This window comes from Mycobacterium sp. GA-0227b (assembly GCF_001499855.1).
Classification (GTDB): Bacteria; Actinomycetota; Actinomycetes; order Mycobacteriales; family Mycobacteriaceae; genus Mycobacterium.
Map to the genome: position 1 here is coordinate 120022 of NZ_LQIK01000001.1, position 13770 is coordinate 133791.

11 protein-coding genes and 1 pseudogene are annotated in these 13770 nt (G+C 65.8%); 9 read left to right on the forward strand and 3 right to left on the reverse strand.

The features are described 5' to 3' along the window. Positions 1–18 precede the first annotated feature (18 nt). On the reverse strand, positions 19–1617 hold the full coding sequence (locus AU185_RS00595) for a flavin-containing monooxygenase (protein WP_059100390.1): 1599 nt from the start codon (positions 1615–1617) through the stop codon (positions 19–21). A gap of 110 nt (positions 1618–1727) precedes the next feature. Here AU185_RS00595 and AU185_RS00600 point away from each other — a divergent pair, with 110 nt between their 5' ends. The 5 genes and pseudogenes from AU185_RS00600 (at position 1728) to AU185_RS00620 (ending at position 6588) form a co-directional block, all read left to right on the forward strand. Next, positions 1728–2492: an SDR family oxidoreductase gene (locus tag AU185_RS00600; RefSeq protein ID WP_502687726.1), complete on the forward strand. Its 765-nt coding sequence runs from the start codon at positions 1728–1730 to the stop codon at positions 2490–2492. A 49-nt stretch (positions 2493–2541) separates the two neighbouring features. After that, positions 2542–2757, forward strand: a pseudogene (locus AU185_RS00605) (SDR family NAD(P)-dependent oxidoreductase); the annotation flags it as partial. A gap of 76 nt (positions 2758–2833) precedes the next feature. Continuing rightward, positions 2834–3703, forward strand: a complete 870-nt coding sequence (locus tag AU185_RS00610; protein WP_059100393.1) for an alpha/beta fold hydrolase — start codon at positions 2834–2836, stop codon at positions 3701–3703. A gap of 262 nt (positions 3704–3965) precedes the next feature. Beyond that, the gene (locus AU185_RS25425) at positions 3966–5576 is read left to right on the forward strand and encodes a histidine phosphatase family protein (RefSeq protein WP_082683705.1); all 1611 of its coding nucleotides are present in this window, start codon (positions 3966–3968) and stop codon (positions 5574–5576) included. Between the two features lie 166 nt (positions 5577–5742). Next, positions 5743–6588 carry an IclR family transcriptional regulator gene (locus tag AU185_RS00620; protein ID WP_231740360.1) on the forward strand — a complete coding sequence of 282 codons (846 nt, stop codon included), beginning with the start codon at positions 5743–5745 and terminating at the stop codon, positions 6586–6588. A gap of 6 nt (positions 6589–6594) precedes the next feature. Here the strand turns inward: AU185_RS00620 and AU185_RS00625 are convergent, their stop codons facing one another. After that, complete coding sequence (locus tag AU185_RS00625) at positions 6595–7692, reverse strand: acyl-CoA dehydrogenase family protein (protein ID WP_059100394.1); 1098 nt, start codon at positions 7690–7692, stop codon at positions 6595–6597. Between the two features lie 202 nt (positions 7693–7894). Between AU185_RS00625 and AU185_RS00630 the strand changes: the two genes are divergently transcribed. Continuing rightward, entirely contained in the window at positions 7895–8815 is a 921-nt protein-coding gene (locus tag AU185_RS00630) for an acyl-CoA dehydrogenase family protein (protein ID WP_059100395.1), read from the forward strand. Here the strand turns inward: AU185_RS00630 and AU185_RS00635 are convergent. Further along, positions 8729–10195 carry a wax ester/triacylglycerol synthase family O-acyltransferase gene (locus tag AU185_RS00635; RefSeq protein ID WP_082683665.1) on the reverse strand — a complete coding sequence of 489 codons (1467 nt, stop codon included), beginning with the start codon at positions 10193–10195 and terminating at the stop codon, positions 8729–8731. The genes AU185_RS00630 and AU185_RS00635 overlap by 87 nt on opposite strands. 194 nt (positions 10196–10389) lie before the next feature. On the opposite strand from AU185_RS00635, the gene AU185_RS00640 reads away from it, so the two are divergent. Genes AU185_RS00640 through AU185_RS00650 form a run of 3 tightly spaced genes read left to right on the forward strand, consistent with a single transcriptional unit; the run spans position 10390 to position 13768 of the window. Continuing rightward, positions 10390–12018: an AMP-binding protein gene (locus AU185_RS00640; protein ID WP_059100755.1), complete on the forward strand. Its 1629-nt coding sequence runs from the start codon at positions 10390–10392 to the stop codon at positions 12016–12018. Continuing rightward, a complete protein-coding gene (locus AU185_RS00645) occupies positions 12015–12980 on the forward strand; it encodes an alpha/beta hydrolase (RefSeq protein ID WP_059100396.1) in 966 nt (321 codons plus the stop codon). Before AU185_RS00640 ends, AU185_RS00645 begins: the two co-directional genes overlap by 4 nt. Further along, entirely contained in the window at positions 12971–13768 is a 798-nt protein-coding gene (locus tag AU185_RS00650; protein WP_059100397.1) for an SDR family NAD(P)-dependent oxidoreductase, read from the forward strand. The genes AU185_RS00645 and AU185_RS00650 overlap by 10 nt, the downstream gene beginning before the upstream one ends. Positions 13769–13770 lie beyond the last annotated feature (2 nt).

The window sequence follows — 13770 nt, forward strand, 5'->3', positions numbered from 1 at the left end:
TCTGCACCTCGGTGCTGGTTACGCCTCGATGACGTCGAAGCCCTTGTAGCCCGCATCGGCCACCTCGGCGATGATCTGACCGTATATCCCAAAGCCGCCGACGAACGGCATGAACACCCGCGGCTTACCGGGGATGTTGGCACCCAAGTACCATGAATTAGCTTGTGGCATCAGCGTTCCCGCCGCCCGCCGAGTGCACTCTTCGACCCACTCCGCGACCGCTTCTGGGCGTGCCTCCAGCGCGACCGCTCCTCGTGCGCTGAGGTAAGCGATGGCGTCCGCCACCCAGTCCACATGCAATTCCGAGTGCAGGACCATATTGGCGAGCACCGACGGACTGCCCGGGCCCGTCATGTTGAACAGGTTCGGAAACCCCGCAACGCTGAGGCCGAGGTATGTCGCCGGTCCGTGCGCCCACGCCTCGTTCAGGCTCTGGCCGCCGCGACCGACGATGTTGAGCTTGGCGACCGACCCGGTCATGGCGTCGAAACCGGTGGCCAACACGAGCGCGTCCAGTTCGTAATACGCATCGGCAGTGTGTACACCGGCGGCATCGATCCGCTGGATTGGCGTGGCTCGCAGATTCACCAGGTGGACGTGGTCGTGGTTGAACGTCTGGTAGTAGTTGTCGTCGGTGCAGATCCGCTTGGTTCCGATCGGGTGGTCGGTGGGAATCAGCAAATCGGCCGTCGCGGAGTCGTCGATCACCGCGCGCACCTTCTGCTCCCAGAACACCCGCGCCGTGTCATTGGCTTCGAGGGTGACCAGCTGATCGGCGAACGTCTTGGAGAACAGCACACCACCCAACTGCCACCGCTTTTCATACGCCTCGCGAAGTTCCTCGTCCGACGCCTCGACGGCCAACTTCGGGTGCGGCTGGTGCGGCGAGCCGCCGCCACTGGCCATCGACAATCGTCGCCGCTCGGCGTAGTTCGCTTTGTGGCTCGCCCGCGTCGCGTCATCGAGGGGCACATTGCCCGCGGGCACACTGTAGTTCGCAGTGCGCTGGAAGACATGCAGCCGGGCGGCCTGCTTGGCGATGCACGGAATCGCCTGAATACCAGACGATCCGGTGCCTATCACGCCGACGCGCTTACCAATGAAGTCGACGTTCTCGTGCGGCCAATACGCCGTGTGGTACACCGCGCCACCGAACGAGTCCAGTCCGTCGATCGCGGGTATGTTCGCGTTCGACAGCGGACCAACGGCCAGCACGCAGAATCTCGTGGTCACCACGTCGCCGCGGTCGGTGCGAACCTGCCAACACAGCGTGTCCTCGTCGAGGACCATATCGGTCACCCGGGTGCCGAATGTGATGTCGCGCCGCAAGTCGAAGCGGTCCGCGACATGGTTCAGGTACCGCAGGATCTCGGGCTGGGTCGCGTACTTCTCGCTCCAGTTCCACTCCTGCTGAAGATCTTCGTCGAACGAGTACGAGTAGTCGACGCTTTCGACGTCGCAGCGAGCGCCGGGGTAACGGTTCCAGTACCAGACACCGCCTACCCCTTCGGCGGCCTCGAACACGCGCACCGACAGCCCGTCGCCGCGCAGGCGATGCAGCGCATAGAGGCCGGCGAAGCCGGCGCCGACTACGACCACATCGACGGTCTGGTGCATGACTGAGACGGTATGAGGCACGCCAACCGAGCGACATCCGACGTCTCATTGGGCGGGACTGCGCAGTGACGCGGGCCCCGCGCGGTGCTGCCATGAGGCCCATGCAAGATCTGAACGGACTATCCGGGTTGGTGGCGATCGTCACCGGCGGCGCCCGCGGCTTGGGCGCCGCTTTCTCCCGCCACATCGTCGACCGGGGCGGCAGGGTTGTCGTCGCCGATATCCTCGACGACGAGGGCGAGCAGCTGGCTGAAGAACTCGGCTCGGCTGCGCGGTACGCGCACCTCGACGTCACCGAACCCGAAGGGTGGGTCTCGGCGGTAGAACTCACTCAGGCCGAGTTCGGCACCCTCAACGGACTGGTCAACAACGCCGGGGTGTCAACGGGCCAATACATCGAACACGAACCGGTCGATCATTTCCGCACCGTGCTCGAGATCAACCTGGTCGGGGTGTTCAACGGCATGAAGGCCGTGATCGCGCCGATGCGTGCGGCCGGCGGCGGCTCCATCGTCAACATCTCGTCGGCGGCCGGGCTCATGGGCCTCGCGCTCACCGCCGGCTACGGTGCCTCGAAGTGGGGGGTGCGGGGGCTCACCAAGATCGCCGCAGTCGAACTCGGCATCGATCGCATCCGAGTGAACTCAGTGCATCCAGGTATCACCTACACCCCGATGACCGCTGAGATCGGCGTCCAACCTGGCGAAGGCAACTATCCGAATACGCCGATGGGCCGCGTCGGGGCCGCCAACGAAATCGCGGGCGCGGTCGGCTATTTGTTGTCCGACGCCGCGGCATACGTCACGGGGGCCGAGATCGCAGTCGACGGCGGTTGGACCGCCGGGCCCACCGTGAAATATGTGATGGGCCAGTGAATTCAGGCCGATCGGAGGCGAAATGAAACGTTTGGACGGTCATCGGGTCCTGGTGACTGGCGCGGCGTCCGGTATCGGACCGGCCACTGTATTACGGCTGCTCGACGAGGGCGCAGCGGTGGTCGCCGCCGACGTATCAGCCGATGGCCTGGAGAAGACCAGTGCGCAAGCACAGGAGTTCGGCTCGGGCACGCAGCTTTTCGTCCTCGAATCGAACATCGGCGACGGGTCCTCGGTAGTCGACGGCGTCCGGTCGACGGTCGACACGGAGATCCGCATCGACGGTGGTACGCACGCATGACGACCCGAGGACGAGCACGGGCGCGAGCGAAAGTCGAGGCATGACAGTAGAGCTCAGCCAGGAAACCACCGCCAAAGAAGTCATGACCGACGGCGGTGTGCTGCGTTACCACGAATTCGGCGACGGCCCCCCGCTGGTCTTGTTGCACGGCTCAGGCCCTGGGGCCACGGGGTGGCGCGACTTCCGCGGCGTGCTGGGCGCGTTCGGCGAGTTCTACAGATGCCTGGTCCTCGAGTTTCCCGGCTTCGGTGTCAGTGACGACTTCGGCGGCCATCCGATGGTCACCGCGCATGACGCGCTCACCCGGTTCGTCGACGCGTTGCCACTTGACAGCGTGGACATTGTCGGCAACTCGACGGGTGGGTCTGTCGCGATTCAGTACGCGATCGACCATCCAAAAAAGGTGCGACGGCTGGTGACCATCGGCGGTATCGGCCGCAGCGTGTTCTCACCCGGCCCGGCCGAGGGCATCAGGTTGCTGCATGAGTTCGCCGAGAACCCAACGAAAGACCGTCTGGTGCAATGGCTGCACTCGATGGTGTACGACCCAGCGCTGGTGACCGACGAGCTCATCGAGGAGCGATGGGCCCGCGCCACCAAACCGGCGACGCTGGCCAGCGCGCGTCGGATGTACAGCAAGGCCGCCTTCGAGCAGATGGTTCAGGCCATGGAAGCCGTCGACGGGCCACAGCCGTGGGCGGCGATGCACCGGGTCAAGGCGCCCATCCTGATCACCTGGGGGCGTGACGACCGGGTGAGCCCGCTGGACATGGCGCTGATCCCGATGCGCACCATCCCCAACGCCGAATTGCACGTGTTCCCCAATTGCGGGCACTGGGCGATGATCGAGCAGCGCGACGCGTTCGTCAGCACCGTGCTGTCGTTTCTGCTTCACAAGGACGGCGGCTGACACGCATCGATTCCGGTCGACCAAGGCCGCCGGCGGCGATTCGCTCGGCGCCTTGTGCGTGCCCCGCGCGGGAGCTGACAACGCCGAGTCTCGGTGTGCGGGATTGCCGCTTACCCGCCCGTCAATCGTGAGTTCACCATGACGTGTCCGTACCACCGAGAGGAAGTGTTGAATGATCGAACCTTCTGTCCCCGCCCCAACGGCGGGGCGACCCATTCGACGACGGAGATCCGCGTTCTGGAAATTGCTCGGTGTCGCCCTGATGGCGTCCGCTGTCCTGCTCGGAACCGCGATTCCGGCTGCCGCCGCCGAGCTGATGCGGGTGACGATCGTGCGTCACGCTCAGTCCGCAGGCAACGCCTCTGGGCTGATCGACACGTCGACGCCCGGCCCCGACCTCACGCCGCTCGGCCAGGAGCAAGCCCAGGCGTCTGCGGACAGGCTGGCCGTCAACAATTACGACGCCATCTATTCCTCGACGATGGTCAGGACGCAGCAGACGGCGGCGCCGATGTCGGAACGCCTGCGCCTGCCGGTTCAGGTGCTGCCCGGTCTGCAAGAGATCGAGGCCGGAATCTATGAGGGCACGCCCGAGAACGAGGCCTTCGGCGGTTATCTTCAGGCCCCGCTGCGTTGGATTGGGCTGATTCCGACGCCAGCTCCTGGCGACCCGCTCGACGCCCGGATTCCGGGTTCGATCGACGGCCACGAGTTCGACGCCAGGGTGGACGGCGCGCTGGAGACCATGTACAACAACGGCGACCGCAACGCCGTCGTGTACTCACACGGCGGCACCACCATGTTCTGGACGATCATGAACGCAAAGAACCTCACCACGGAGCAGAAGCTTCAACTGCTGACTCAAACCCCACTGCACAACACCGATTACGTGGTGCTGGAGGGCAATCCGGAGGACGGCTGGACACTGGTGGACTGGAACGGTCAGCGGTTCACGCCGGAGCCCACGCTCGAGTCCGAGGTGCAGCTCCATGCCCGCACGCTGCAAAGGCAGCTCGCGGCCGCCGCAAAGCTGATCACCGACGCGGCAGCCACGGGGGACATCGCAACGCTGATGAACGCGATCAGGCAAAGCGTCGCGGACACGACCTTCTCGGTCCAGAAGTTCACGAACGCGTTGCAGCACGAGATCACCGAGCGGCTGGCCAACCTGACCCCGCCGGCGCCGGCCGTGCCGTCGTCGCCAGAGGCGCACACGGTCCAGCTGGCGAGTCAGACCACGTCTTCAACCGTGGTGTCGCCATCGGCGACCGACATGATGAAAGCGCTGACAAAGCCGGTGGACGACCCGGCGACGACCGAGACCGACTCGCAGCGTCAAGCCGACGCATCGACCGTCCAGGCGACCGACCCGGCCACCGTCGAGGCGACCGTCCAGGAGACCGACCCGGCGTCGACGCAGGCCGACTCGGCGACGACGGTGGCCGACTCGGCGACGACGGTGGCCGACCCGGCGACGACGGAGGCCGACCCGGTGACGACCGGGGCCGACGCGGCGACGACGGGGACGGACTCGCAGCGTCAGGCTGTCCAGGCGACCGAGCCATCGAAGAAGAAGGGTGCGGCGTCCAACGGCGCGACCGATCTCTCGAACGGCAACATGGCGGTCCCCGGAAAGTCCGGGACCACGTCGACCCGTGCGGACGATCGTGCGTCGCAGGCGGTCAACGTCAGCGATCAGGCCGCGTCGTCGGACAAGCAGCGCGGTGGCGTTGCCGTCAAGGACGCCGACACCGGTAGCAAAGCCAGCGAGGCCACTGCAGGCGCCCAAGCCGGCGGCGGCGACACAGCTGGAGGCAGCGGTGGCGACACGTCTGGTAGCAGCGGCGGTGACTCAGGCGGGAGTGACAGCTGACACCGTCGATTTGACCGCATAGAGCAGTCGGCCCCCCTCACCAGTTTCGGTGGCGGGGGCCGATTGCTGCACACCGAAGATTTCAAAGCGTCGGCATGCCGAGGAGCGGGATGATTGGGTGGATCCTGTGTCGACGTCAACTCGAGGCGCGGTTGTGCAGCGGTCCGTGACGCAACACGACACGGTGGTGTCGATGGTGGAGCGCGTTGCGCTGATCATGAACGCGTTCGACGAGCCGGGCAAGCACTTGCGCCTGGACCAGGTGGTGACCCGCACCGGGCTGCCACGATCCTCTGCGCATCGCATCCTCAAGCAGTTACACACCGCCGGGCTGCTGCAACACCACCCGAATGGTTACAGCATTGCCGCCTCAGCGCTGCCTGCGACGAGGATGGCCGACCACTCGCAGTTGCGGGGCGTGGCGTCTCGCGTCCTCGACCGCCTCCACGCAGACACCGGGTTGGTGGTTCATCTCGGAGTACTGGTCGGCAGCGAGGTCGTCTATCTCGATAAGGTGTCAGGCCGCAGCGGCATCGTGGTACCGACGCGAGTCGCCGGTCATACCCGGGCGCATGCCAGCGCCTTGGGCAAGGCGATGCTGGCTCAGCTTCCCGCCGAGGAGGTCGATGCGATCGTCGGAGATCGGCTTCGCAAGCTCACCCGGGCCACGATCGCCGACCTGCCGACGTTGCATCAGGAGCTGGCCCGCATCCGATCCCGGCATGGGCTCGCCTACGACAATCAGGAACTGGCGATAGGCCTGGCCAGCGTCGCGGCTTCGTTAAAGACCCCCGACGGTGAGGTAGCCGGCCTGTCGCTGACGGGCGCTGTCCCGATGAACCGGCTGCAACGGACGGCTCCCTTCGTCATGCGTGCAGCCAGGCACATCTCCCAGCAACTCGGCGGCACACAACCCGATGCGACGCAGAGCGGTTCGACGTCTTCGGCCGCAGCCACCGACAACATCCTCTCCCGCGTGTTACGCACCATCACCTCCGACGCATGGGTCTGAAGCGCATCACCAGATGAGGTCGTCGACTTTCAGGCCGAATGCGAACCGACCGACCACCGACAACACCTGTTCGACATTGCTGGCGACGTGCGTCCGAGCGGTCTGCACATCACGCCATACCCGCTCGACCAGAGCATCGCCGCCGATGCCCGTGCCGGAGTCCGGGATGAAGGTTTGGATGGCCCGCACGGCGCGGTCGGATGCGACTACCTGGTCTCGTCGCGAGCGCAATATCAGTGCAGTGTCGGGCTCGGAGGCGTCGCGGGCGCAATCCATGAGTTCGGTTAAGTTGCGCCGTATTTGAAGTGCGGAGAGTTCGAGGTCGGCAGTTGCCATCGCGACCGCGCTCAGCGCTGTGGCGGCGGACGGTCCTCGAGCGGCAAGCACGTTGTCAGCCGCGCCGAGCAGGGGCACGGTTCCCGTGTGCGTGTACAACGTGGGTTGCGGAAGCCGGTAGAGCGGGTTGACGGCGGTCCGCTGGTCGAGGCCGAGCCAGCCGAACGTCCGGTGCGCCGGCACGAGCGCGTTGGAGACGACGACATCGTCGGCGCCGATCCCGCGCAGGCCCAGGCCATTCCAGTGCGATTCGACGGTATAGTCGGCGCACGGCACCAGGGCCGCGATGAAATCCTGGGCTGCGCCGTCGTCGCCGACCAACACCGCGGCGGCGATCAGCCACGACGCGTGATGGATGCCTGTGCAGCGGTTCCATCGACCCGACAGGCGGTAACCGCGACCGACCCGCTCGAGACGTCCGGTCGGCGCATAGGACGCGCAGACCAGCGCCCGCGGATCCGAGCCCCACACGTCCTGTTGCGCCCGCTCGTCGAACAACGCCAAATGCCAGCTGTTCACGCCTAGCATCCCGGCCAGCCACCCCGTCGAAGTACACGCCGAGGACAGCTCGCGCGTCAGTACAAGGTAGTCGTACGGATCGGCTTCCAGACCTCCGAACGCCTTGGGACGCAGCATCGAGAAGAACCCCGCCTCGTGGAGCTCCACGATCACGCTCCGATCGACGGCACCGCGGCGGTCGACGTCACTCGCCGCGTCAGCGATCGCGGGAAGCAGCGACTCAACGATGTCAATCTCACTGTCCCTCATAGCGCCGCCTGATTCCGGGAGCCTTGTGCCACCATCATGAATACCATTCATTGCAGCCAGGGGAGTGGGCATGACCAAGTCGTCCGGTGTGCGAAGCGCCGCACAGGAAACACTCGGCTCCTTGGCAGCGATGGTTCGCCGCCACCAAGCATCCACAGCGGCTGAAATCATTGCAACACTGCATGATTCAGGGGCCGGCCGATTGCTGCGCCCGGCCCCGTATGGAGGACTGGAGGTCGATGCCGAAGAGTTCGTCTCGCTGATCGGTGACCTCGCCGCCCTGGACGGGTCGGCAGGTTGGCTCTGCGCGATGTTCAACGTGGCGGCCTATGACGTCAGCAGCCTGCCCGAGCGCGCGGTGAACGACGTGTGGGGCGCCGACGCCAACGCATTGATCGCACCCTGCTACAGCGCCGGGGGTCTATTGGCTCAAACCACCGGCGATCGAATGCTGAGCGGCCGATGGCAGTTCGTCGCGGGCGGCGAATACGCCGACTGGTTTCTGCTGACCGCGGACGCAGACGGGACGCCGCACTGTGTCCTGGTGCCGCGCAGCGCTGTCCACATCGAGCCGGCCCAGCACCCGACCGGACTAGACGCGGCGGGTATCCGCGATGTGACGGTGACGGACGTGCCGGTCGAACAACGACAAATCTTCCAAAATGCCGTCGAGCGCGCACAATTCGCACCGCGAATTGCCACCCGGATGCTCGCGGGTGCAGCAGCGGCAGCGGTGGTCGTGGGGGCGGCTGGCGGTGTCTGGCGGACTTTTGTCGAGCAGATGCGCGAACGGCTCGCCGCCTCGTACGGCAGCGAAGAGTTGACCGATCAGACGTCGACGACTGTGCACGTTGCTCGGGCGGCCTCGGACATCGACGCCGCCCGGCTGCAGATCGAGGCGTCGTTTCGACCAGGCAGAGACGGGGTTCGGGACACCTTTCGGGCCGCGGCGTGGGCACATCGGCAAGCCGCCGTACGGGCGCGCGATGCCGCCGATCAGCTGCTGGGTGCCAGCCATCGGCACGCGCTCGATGCCTCAGACCAAGTCACCCGCCTGTGGCGAGACGTCCACGCCGCGTGTCGGCTGACCATATTCCTGCTCGATGGCCTGGATTCGGGATGAGGCCGCGCTCAACTCCGCGAGCACCTCGGGCAGGTGCTCGGCGATCTCGAAGGGGTCGGCCACCTGGTCACCGCAGCTCAGCACCCCGATGGCCATCTCGTTCTGGTAGCTCCAACCGGTGAAGTTCAGCCCCATGGGGAACACCAGCGGGCCGGTGGAGATGAGCTTTTCGATGGGCGCCCCACCCCAGTAGAGGCGCCGCTGCGGGCCCCGCATGTTGGAGGCGATGAGGCTGAACATCGGCCGCCGGCTCACTCTTGCGCCGATTATCGGCAGTACCCGTGAATACAGCCAGAACAGCGGCCAGTACTCCATCCAGTCGTGCTGTAAGAAAGCGTCCCGTTCTGCCTGCACCTCGCGCGCCGTTTTGGTGGCGGTCGCAATGGCATGCAGGCGCTCGACCGGATCGGCGATGTGGGTGGCGAAGTCGACGTTCCAGCGTGCGACCTGATTGCCCCACTCCACCTCCGCACCGGGCGGCCGCATCGACACGGGCACCACCGCGGTCAAGGGCTCGTCGGTCAACTCGTCGCGCCGGTCCAGGAATTCACGAAGCGCGCCGCTGCACAACGTCAGGAACACGTCGTTCACCGTCACATCGAAGGTCTTGGCGACCCGCCGTATCTCGTGAATATCGCAGCTGCGGTAAGCGAACCGGCGATCGGCGGTCAGCGGCTCGTTGAACGGTGCCGGGGGCGCGGCGAATGCCTTGGCGTAGCCGGGCTTGCCGGCCTTCTGGCGGTTCCGGATGATGCGAGTCACGCGTGCTGTGCGAGCAACGATGCTGGGGAAGCGAGCGAGTGCGGCGAGTTGATGGCGCAACACCAACGGGAACCAGATCCAAGGGGCCGGCCGACGCTCGCTGGGCATCGGGATTCGCCGCAGTCTCGGCAACGGTGTCGCGGGATCGGCGCTGAAAATGGTTTCGAGGAGTCGCAGCGAGGCCGACCCGTCGGCCACCGCATGGTGGATCTTGAGCATGAGCGCGACCCGGCCGTCCGCGAGACCGTCGATGTACCACAGCTGCCATGCCGGACGGTTTCGGTCGAGCCCCTCGGTGAAGATCGTGCTCAACGCCGCTGCGAGCTCGCGATCGCCGCCCGGTGCTGCCGCCGTCGCCCGCTGGACGTGGTAATCGATGTCGAGCTGGGGCCGCGCGATCCACCACGGCCGCCCAAACCCGACTCGCGGCATCAACAGCTGCCACTGCAGCGGTTCCACGCGGTCCACCAGACCGGGGATGGCATCCTTGACCGCCTCGAATGTGAGCGGCTCGTGTCCCTGGCTCGGGTCGAGGACGACGACCTTCATCGTATGTTGCGGTTGCGCGTCGCTCTCCCACGCGAGGAAGCTGTTGTCTTCACCCTTCAGACGCCGCATTTCTCACCTTCAACTTGTCGTACTGCAGCCCGGGGGCAGGTTGTGGTATCCATCACTTGTACGGCCTCACTGTGCCGAAGGAGACGTCTTGTCTCGAACAGTGAGACTGCCCATCATCGCGCGCGGTGCGCCGCCATACCGTTTCCGGCGTGCGGCGATACATTCCAGACCAGCTCTTTCTTGGTGGCGCCAGGCTGGCCGCCACGGCTGACCGGCTCAAGGTGACGGCTCGCAGCCTCAAGGTGCTACGCGAGGCCGGCCTGTCCGGCGGACTCGCCGACGGCGTTCGATCGGCGAAGATGGTGAAGACCTACGGTCCCTTCGCCGGGATCATCGAGACCGCCGCTCTCCGCGACGCCGACGCCGTGGCTATCACCGACGAGATGGGCGACCTGACGTTCGCCGAGCTGAACGCGCGGGTCAATGCGCTGGCACGAGGATGGACCGAAGCCGGCTTCGGGCGCGGTGACGTGGTGGCGGTGCTGTGCCGCGACCACCGCGGGCTGATCACGGTGCTGGCGGCGGCGGGAAAGATCGGTGCCCAGACACTGCTGATGAACACCGGCTTCGCCAAGCCGCAACTGGCCGACGTCGCTCACCGCGAGAAGGTCTCCGTCCTGGTCTACGACGAGGAGTTCTCCGGTCTTGTCGACGCCATCGATCCGAGGGTGCGTCGCTACGTGGCCTGGGGCGGTGCTGATTCCGCAGCGCATCCGGACGACGCCGACAGCTCTCTGGAGCGGTTGATCCGGTCGACGTCCAGTGCGCCGGTTTCGGGGCCGCCGCAGCCGGGTGGTCTGACGCTGCTGACCAGCGGCACAACCGGCACACCGAAGGGGGCGCCGCGCGGCAAGACCTCGCCGCTGTTCTCCGCGCAGTTGCTTGACCGGGTCCCGCGTCGGCGCGGCGAAACCTGCATGTTGGCCGCACCGATCTTCCACGGCACCGGTTTGGGTCAGGCGGTCCTGTCGCTGGCGCTGGGCAATCGGTTGGTGCTGCGCCGGAAGTTCGATGCCGAGGAAACGCTGCGTGCGGTCGCCAATTATCGGTGCAGTGTCCTGGTGGTGGTTCCCACGATGCTGCAGCGAATCCTCGCGCTGCGCGAAGAGATTCGCACCCGCTATGACACCTCTTCGCTCCGGATCGTCTTCGTTTCGGGCTCCGCCATGGCACCTGACCTGGTTACCCGTGCCCTGGACGAGTTCGGCCCCGTGCTCTACAACCTCTACGGTTCTACCGAGCTCGCCGTGATGACGGTCGCGATGCCCGAAGACCTGCTTCACGATCCGCGGACGGCTGGCCGCCCACCGGTCGGCTGCAGCGTCCGGCTGTACGACACGGACGGCAACCAGATCACGGCGCCGAACACCATCGGCCGGATCTTCGCCGGCAGCAACATCAGCTTCTCGGGTTACACCGACGGGCGCGGAAAGGAGGTCATCGACGGCCTGCTCAGCGCCGGCGACGTCGGCCACTTCGACGAAACCGGACGACTCTACGTCGACGGCCGGGACGACGACATGGTGATCTGCGGTGGCGAGAACGTATATCCCCTCGAAGTCGAGAACCTGATCTGCGGCCACCCCGACGTCGACGAGGTCGCCGTGATCGGCGTCGACGACCCCGATTTCGGCCAACGGCTGAACGCGTACGTGGTGCCCGTCGAGGGCAGCGCCATCAGCCCTGAGGACATCAAGGACTACGTGCGCGCGAACCTGGCTCGCTACAAGGTGCCCCGCGACGTGGAATTCCTCGATGCACTGCCCCGCAACGCCACCGGCAAGGTGTTGCGTGCCCAGCTGATCGGCGGTGCCGTGAAATGACCGACACCCGGACCATGCAGCGCGAAGTCGCGGGCCGCATGAGTGCAGCCTTCTCGTCGATCCTCACCGGCAAGGGCAACGCCGTGGAGGTCCGAGCCAGCCTCAAAGCCAGCCGCAGACCTCCGCTACCGAACCCGGTCGCCCGAATCGAGGAGCGCGGCATTCCAGGACCCGACGGTGGCGACGGACCTCGGGTTCGCATCTACTTTCCGTTGGAGCCGGACGGATCCGCCGACGGAGTACCGGTGCTGATCTACTTCCACGGCGGCGGGTTTGTCCTGTGCGACCTGGACTCGCATGACTCGTGTTGCCGCAAGCTCGCCAATGGCGTTGGCGCGGTGGTGGTCTCGGTTGACTACCGGCTTGCGCCGGAGTTCCCGTTCCCTGCCGCCGTCGAAGACGCGTGGGCTGCCACCAAGTGGGTGGCCCACCATGTGGGCGACCTCGGCGGCGATCCCGCGCGTCTGGTAGTGGCCGGAGACAGTGCCGGCGGCAACCTGGCAGCGGTGATCGCAATGATGGCCCGTGATTGCGGTGCACCGTCGATCGCATTCCAGGTGTTGATCTATCCCGTGGTCGACCAACGGCGAAAGACTTCGGCGAAGAGCCGGCACGCCGCCAAAGGTGTACTCACCGCTGAACACATGCAGTGGTTCACGGAGCAATACCTTGGGAAAGACGGCGACCGGACGAATGTGTTGGCATCGCCCATCCTCGGCGAATTCGATGGACTGCCGCCCGCGCATATTGTCACCGGTGATCTGGATCCACTGTGTGAAGAGGGTGAGGAATTCGCTCAGCGGCTTCGTGCTGCCGGGGTTCCGGCCACGGTTCGGCGCTACGAGGGCGGGTTCCATGGATTCTTCAACTTGGCCGACCACCTGCCGGCCGCCCAGAAAGCCAACGATGACGTGTGCGCAATCCTGCGTGACGCTTTGAGAGGGGAACCGCAGTGCAATTGAGAAATACCCGCGCACTCGTCACGGGCGCCAGTCGTGGTCTGGGCAAGAGCATTGCCGAGGCGCTCGCGCAGCGCGGCGTCGATGTCGCACTGGTGGCGCGAAACGGCGATTCGCTCGCGATCCTGGCGAAAGAACTCGACGGCAAGGCTTATCCGACCGATCTTGGCGACCCCGACGCGGTCGGCGGCCTCATCGAGCGCGTGGAAGCCGACGGCCCGATCGACGTGCTGATCAACAACGCCGGGATCGACCAGGTCGGCCGGTTTTACGAGGCCACCGCCCAGGAGGTGCGAGATCTCCTGCAGGTCAACCTGAACGCGCCGATGGAGCTGTGCCGTCAAGTGTTGCCGCTCATGCTGGCGCGACGGCGTGGTCACATCGTCAACGTTTCGTCCATGGGTGCTATCTCGACCGGCCCGGGCGTCACCCTGTACGGCGCCTCAAAGGCAGGACTGAGCCACTTCACAGCGGGTATCCGTTCGGAACTGCGGGGCAAGCCGGTCGGTACGACGCTCGTCCAGATCGGCGAGGTCAAGACCGACATGATCGACCACATTCGCCAGTTCGGTCCGGCACGGCGCACCATCGAGCGGTCATTGAAGTGGAAAGCGCTCCCGTCGGAGGCTCTGGAACCTGACGAAGTCGCCAACGCGATCGCGGTGGCGATCGAGCGCAACCAGCGGCATGTCATCCTGCCGAAGCGGATCGCCGTGATGGCCAACTTCACCGAGTTCCCTCGCCGCGTTTCCGAGCTCATGCTGACAGGCATCGACCAGGATTCGGACTAGGC

Excerpts from the sequence above, each read along its gene's own strand:
- AU185_RS00645 (WP_059100396.1), top strand. The coding sequence starts at position 12,015 with ATGACCGACACCCGGACCATGCAGCGCGAAGTCGCGGGCCGCATGAGT.
- AU185_RS00635 (WP_082683665.1), bottom strand. The coding sequence starts at position 10,195 with ATGCGGCGTCTGAAGGGTGAAGACAACAGCTTCCTCGCGTGGGAGAGC.
- AU185_RS00625 (WP_059100394.1), bottom strand. The coding sequence starts at position 7,692 with ATGAGGGACAGTGAGATTGACATCGTTGAGTCGCTGCTTCCCGCGATC.
- AU185_RS00595 (WP_059100390.1), bottom strand. The coding sequence starts at position 1,617 with ATGCACCAGACCGTCGATGTGGTCGTAGTCGGCGCCGGCTTCGCCGGC.
- AU185_RS00610 (WP_059100393.1), top strand. The coding sequence starts at position 2,834 with ATGACAGTAGAGCTCAGCCAGGAAACCACCGCCAAAGAAGTCATGACC.
- AU185_RS25425 (WP_082683705.1), top strand. The coding sequence starts at position 3,966 with ATGGCGTCCGCTGTCCTGCTCGGAACCGCGATTCCGGCTGCCGCCGCC.